Raw genomic sequence first — 5,705 nt, 5'->3', positions numbered from 1 at the left:
AAACATTAAATCACATTCATGGAATGGGACATGAAGTGATTCAGGGAAGAAGAGCTGCAAAAAATAAGGACAACACAATGGCTTTTCTAGACGGATTAAGTGAAGAAATAAACAATCATGTCATGTGTAAAGGTAGTACTGCTCTAAGGTTATCTTCATCACTTAAAGGGTCTGGGATGTCATTCAGGTATGATCTGATAAAAAAAGAATTATCCTCAATGGCATCTGTTGGAGGGTTTGACCGTGAATTGGAACTTCTCTTAGTAAATAAAGGCTACAAGGTTCTTTATATTGACGAGGCAGTAGTGTATGATGAAAAAGTAAGAAACTCTGCAGTATTTGAAAACCAGCGCAAAAGATGGATTTCAAGTCAATATCATTACTTAGCTAAATATTTTTTTTCAGGCATTAAGGGGCTATTTATTGGTCAATTCACATACTTCAATAGTACTGTCTTAAGAAATATCCAGCTACCAAGATTACTCAATCTCGGGTTACTAGCTTTACTTACGACAGTATCGATCCTATTATCTTTAGTTGTTACCACTCAATTTATAAAATGGATTATATTGTCAGGAATAACAGTATTGAGCCTAATATTAGCCATTCCAAATGAGTACTTTGGAAAACAGATGTTAAAAGCAATTACCTCTCTCCCCTTAATATTTTTAAGAATGTTTCTTTTGTTATTCAAATTAAAGGGAGCAAATAGAAAATTTATTCATACCCCTCATAGTGCCTCCGAAGTGAGTGATAGCAAATCAAAATGAATAAAGTGCAATACCCACTAGTTACTCTGATTACAATCAATTACAATGCAGAGAAGGACACAGATGAGTTTCTTGCAAGTTGTGAACAACTCTCCTACCCAAATTTAGAATTAATTATTGTTGATAATGCATCAAAAAACATCTTTGAACTTAGAAAAACAGATCTTAATGTTACTTTGATAAGGAGCGAGGAAAACCTAGGCTTTGCTGGCGGAAACAATCTTGGTATAGATCAGGCAAATGGAGAATTTATCATTTTCATTAATAACGATACGGTAGTTTATAGCAACTTCATACAGCCAATAATTGAAGTCTTTAAAAACCATTCAGATGCCGCGATGGTCACACCCAAAGTAGTGTTTCCCGATGAAAAAACTATTCAATACGCTGGAGCGAAAGCCATTAATCCTTGGACTGGCAGAGGTAAAAGACTAGGTTTAGGTGAAATTGACAATGGGCAATATAATTTTACAAAAATAACTGAGTTGGGGCACGGTGCATGTCTTGCGGTGAGAAAGACAGTTATTGATGAAGTTGGAAAGATGCCAGAAGAGTTTTTTCTTTATTATGAAGAACATGACTGGACCGAGCAAATAAAAAATGCAGGTCATAATATATACTACACTGGAAACTCAAGCATAATACATAAAGAATCTGTCTCAATCGGTCAAGATAGTCCTCTTAAAGCTTATTATATGATGAGGTCAAGAATTTTGTATCTCAGAAAAAACTGTTCAGGGCTCAAAAAGCTCACAAGCATCTTGATAATTATTGTGCTTACCATACCCAAAAATACTATACAGTATCTTATGAAGGGAAGGTTTGACCTTATAAAAGCTACATTTAGAGGCATTGGAGATCATTTTACTTTATCACTTAAATGAATATTCTAACTGCAAAATATAAAGAAGAGAAGCTTAAGAATAATAAAATCTCTTTTATTGGATTTGGGTTAAAGCTCCTTGTTGGTGCTTGGAGAATGCTACTTGCTAAATGGTATTTAAAAAACTGCACATCCCTTGGGAAATATGTATCTGTTAATGGCAGGCCGAAACTAGAGAATCTTGGTAAAATTCATTTAGCTGATGAAGTAAGAGTCTGGTCAAAAATTATTAAAGCAAAGTTATATACTGGGCCAAACGGAACTTTGACAGTAGGTAAAAATTCACGAATTAATGGAGCGCACATTGATGCACAACAGTCTATAATTATTGGGGAGAATGTAAGAATAGCACCTTATACTATTATATTAGACAGCGACTTTCACAGCCTCAAAGACCATTTTAGTGATGGTGAATCAAAGCCAATCGTTATTGAAGACAATGTATGGTTGGCCACTAGATGTACAATCTTAAAAGGCGTAACCATAGGTGAAAATTCGGTAGTTGCTACTGGAGCCATAGTTACTAAAGATGTTCCAGCAAATTGTGTTGTTGCTGGAATTCCAGCAGAAGTCATAAAAAAAATATAGTTAAATAATGTGTGGTATAGCAGGATTTTTAGATCGCAACTGTAATTCAAGTAAGGAAATATTGATTAATATGACCAATAGCCTGGAAAACCGTGGGCCCGATGATCATGGCCATGTAGTTATTGAATCTGACTCATATCAAGTTGGTCTTGGTCATCGCAGGTTATCTATTATCGACCTCTCACAGTTTGGTCACCAGCCGTATACATTTGAGCATCTGCAGCTAGTTTTCAATGGTGAAATCTACAATTACATGGAGGTTAGAGAGCAACTGACTAAAGTTGGGTATTCCTTTCAATCGACCTCGGATACGGAGGTAATAATAAAAAATATCCATTATAAAGGCCTTAAAAATGCCCTTGCTGACTTCATTGGAATGTTTGCCTTCGCGTTGTTTGATAGTTCAACAGAGAAGTTATTTCTTACAAGAGATCGAGCCGGAGTAAAACCTCTTTACTATTATCATAAAGACAAAATGCTGCTTTTCGCGTCAGAATTAAAGGCATTTCATCAATCTCCAAGATTTGAAAAGGCTCTTAATACTGATGCTTTGAGTCTTTATTTTACTTACAGCTACATACCTGTCCCTCATACAATATTTCAAAATGCATACAAATTAGAGCCCGGACACTATCTTGAAGTTTCTGTTTCTACTGGAGAATTAAAAAAGGAAAAATATTGGGATATTTTCGATGCCTATAATAAGCCAAAATTAAATATCGATTATGAAGAGGCTAAGGAAGAACTAACTAAACTAATGCTCGATTCATTCCAACTTCGTATGGTTGCCGATGTGCCCGTGGGAATATTTCTGAGTGGTGGATATGATAGTACTGCTGTGGCCGCTCTGTTACAGCAAAATAGTTCTAGCAAACTCAAAACCTTTACTATAGGATTTGAAGATAAAGGGTTTGATGAGGCTCCCTATGCAAGAAAAGTTGCAGACTACTTAGGAACCGAGCATCACGAGCATTATTGCACCTATAAAGATGCTCGAGATATCATCCCTAAAATACCTGAAATTTTTGATGAACCTTTTGGTGACAATTCAGTAATACCAACTCTTCTTGTTAGCCAGATGGCTGTTAAAGAAGTAAAGGTAGCACTTTCTGCAGATGGCGGAGATGAACTTTTTTGTGGGTATCCAAAATTTACCAATGCGTTAAAATATACAGGTAAGATTCCTAAGACACTACAAAAGGCTGCTAGTGGTGTCATGAGCATGGTTAATCCGCAGGTATTTCCTAGGAAAAAGGAGACGTACAACTTCGATCAACGATATCTAAAAATGCAGGAAATATGGCAAAATCAAGACCCTGTGGAAGCCATGATAACCATATCTAAGTTCAATGTAAAATCCACTATCGATGATTGGATTCTTGCTGAACATAAAGATGCTATATCATATTTCAAAAGTTCAAACTCTCTCAATAGAGAAAATGATGCTATCAATAAGATGCTTGCAATTGATTATAAGACCTTCCTTTTAGATAACAACTTAACTAAGGTCGACCGGTGCACCATGAGTGTGAGTTTAGAAGGACGCGAACCTTTCTTAGATCACAGACTAAACGAAATGATTGCACAACTTCCTTCTTCTTATAAGTACCATGATGGCGTTACCAAAAGAATCCTTAAAGATATAGTCCATAATGCTGTTCCTAAAAACTTAATGGAAAGACCAAAGATGGGCTTTGTCGTTCCTATAATGGATTGGTTTAAAAATGACCTGAAAGAAATTACCACTAACTACCTTAGTGATGAAAAACTTAAGCAGGATGATTTACTGAATTACAAACAAATTGGTAAATTGAGAGATAGTTATTTAAATGGTACGGCAGAAAATGTTCAAAGAATATGGCATTTATTAGTGTTTCAAATGTGGAGAGAAAAGTGGATGTAAACCGTTTTATATACCCTGTTATACTTTTCTTATTTAGTTCTTTAAATATATATGCTCAAAAAGCACATCGTTTATCAAGTGTGCTTTTTGGGGAATATAATATTGACTACCTAGTTTATAAACCTGAAAGCATCAATCAAAAAGCTCCTCTCTTAATTTTTCTTCACGGTAGTGGTCAAACTGGGGGTGATCTTAATAAAGTAAAGACCGTGGGACCCCCAAGTATAATTGAAGGAGGTCAAGATTTACCTTTTTATACTGTTGCCCCTCAACTACCGTACAAATTAGCTGCAGAATGGCCCCCAGAACTGATTCATGAAATAATTCAGGAAGTAAAGAATACCTATCCAATTGATCCCAAAAGAGTGTATTTAGTTGGGTTTAGCAAAGGTGCGGCTGGTGTTTGGAAATATTGCTCTCAATACCCAAAAGAATTTGCAGCTGCAATTCCTATTACGGGATATGGAGACAAAGGTGAAGTATGCAAAATCAAATCCGCTGGAATTTGGGCATTCCATGGTAGGCAAGATAACTTAATTAAACCCAAAGCCACACGACAACTTGTAGAGCAACTTAAACTATGCAACAGCAACGTTTTATACACTGAGTATGCTGAAGGTGAACATGACGTTTGGACTGCCACGTTTAAAAATATGCGCATTTATGAATGGTTACTTAATTATGAGATTGGCTCACCTCCTAAAATGAGCAATGAAGAGTTCATTATGTCAAACATGAAATCTGATAACCTCAGCTATTACAAGTTGCCTACCGCTCTTAAAAATATCTCAGGACTGGAATTAGATAGTGAAAACAATTTCTGGGGTGTCAATAATACTGGAGCTCCAGTGATTTTCAGATTTGACACCTTAGGTAATATCAACCAATTTGTAAGGGTTTCCCTGGCTGCTAACTACAGCTGGCAAGATTTGACTATTGATGAGAAAGGTAATTTTTATATAGGAGATGTTGGAAATAAAACAGGAAGCAGAAAAAACCTTCAGATTTACAAAGTGAATATCTTAGACGAAAGAATTAATCGAGTAAATGCTGAAGTTATTACCTTAACCTTGCCGAAATATAACGGCAGTGATTTTGAATCTATTTTATGGCATAAAGGATACGTACATTTATTTAGTAACAGTGCAGGTAATGATTACTTATACCATTTCAAAGTACCTGATTCACCGGGAAATCATAAAGCAGAACTAATTGATAGCCTATATATACAAAAAGTAAAGGGTAGAGATAATAAAATTACTAGTTCTGATTTATCAAAAGATGGCAAAACTTTGTACTTATTAGGAGCTGACAAAGTATTGGCCTTTAGCGATTTTACCTTAGATTACTTTTTATTAGGCACGAAATCTGAAATAGATCTTGATCAATATAGTCAGAAGCGTGCTTTAAGTATAAATACTAATGGCGACCTCTTCTTTTCTGATGCCGAATTAACTGGTTTTAACGGAGGCTTTCTATATCGATTAAAAGTAAATCCTGAGAAGAATTTTAAAAGTTTAGAATAGAAAGTGTAAATAATTAATTTTTACTTAATATCTAC

The 5,705-nt window shown here is 35.3% G+C and carries 5 protein-coding genes; all 5 read left to right on the top strand.

Annotation, left to right across the window (positions count from 1 at the left end):
- The coding region (locus E1140_RS02230) for a glycosyltransferase family 2 protein (RefSeq protein ID WP_155178592.1) at positions 1–770 on the top strand (770 nt) is incomplete at its 5' end.
- A 5-nt stretch (positions 771–775) separates the two neighbouring features.
- The gene (locus tag E1140_RS02225; protein ID WP_185153379.1) at positions 776–1,654 is read left to right on the top strand and encodes a glycosyltransferase; all 879 of its coding nucleotides are present in this window, start codon (positions 776–778) and stop codon (positions 1,652–1,654) included.
- Complete coding sequence (locus tag E1140_RS02220; protein WP_155178588.1) at positions 1,651–2,241, top strand: acyltransferase; 591 nt, start codon at positions 1,651–1,653, stop codon at positions 2,239–2,241. The genes E1140_RS02225 and E1140_RS02220 overlap by 4 nt, the downstream gene beginning before the upstream one ends.
- A 7-nt stretch (positions 2,242–2,248) precedes the next feature.
- Entirely contained in the window at positions 2,249–4,144 is a 1,896-nt protein-coding gene (gene asnB, locus E1140_RS02215) for an asparagine synthase (glutamine-hydrolyzing) (RefSeq protein ID WP_155178586.1), read from the top strand.
- Positions 4,099–5,670 (top strand): hypothetical protein, encoded by a 1,572-nt coding sequence (locus E1140_RS02210; protein WP_155178584.1) that lies wholly within the window; start codon positions 4,099–4,101, stop codon positions 5,668–5,670. Before asnB ends, E1140_RS02210 begins: the two co-directional genes overlap by 46 nt.
- Positions 5,671–5,705: the final 35 nt, after the last annotated feature.

The organism is Fulvivirga lutimaris (assembly GCF_009711525.1).
Taxonomy (GTDB): domain Bacteria; phylum Bacteroidota; class Bacteroidia; order Cytophagales; family Cyclobacteriaceae; genus Fulvivirga; species Fulvivirga lutimaris.
Note: the sequence above shows the minus strand (reverse complement) of the source record. Positions and strands in the feature narration are given on the sequence as shown.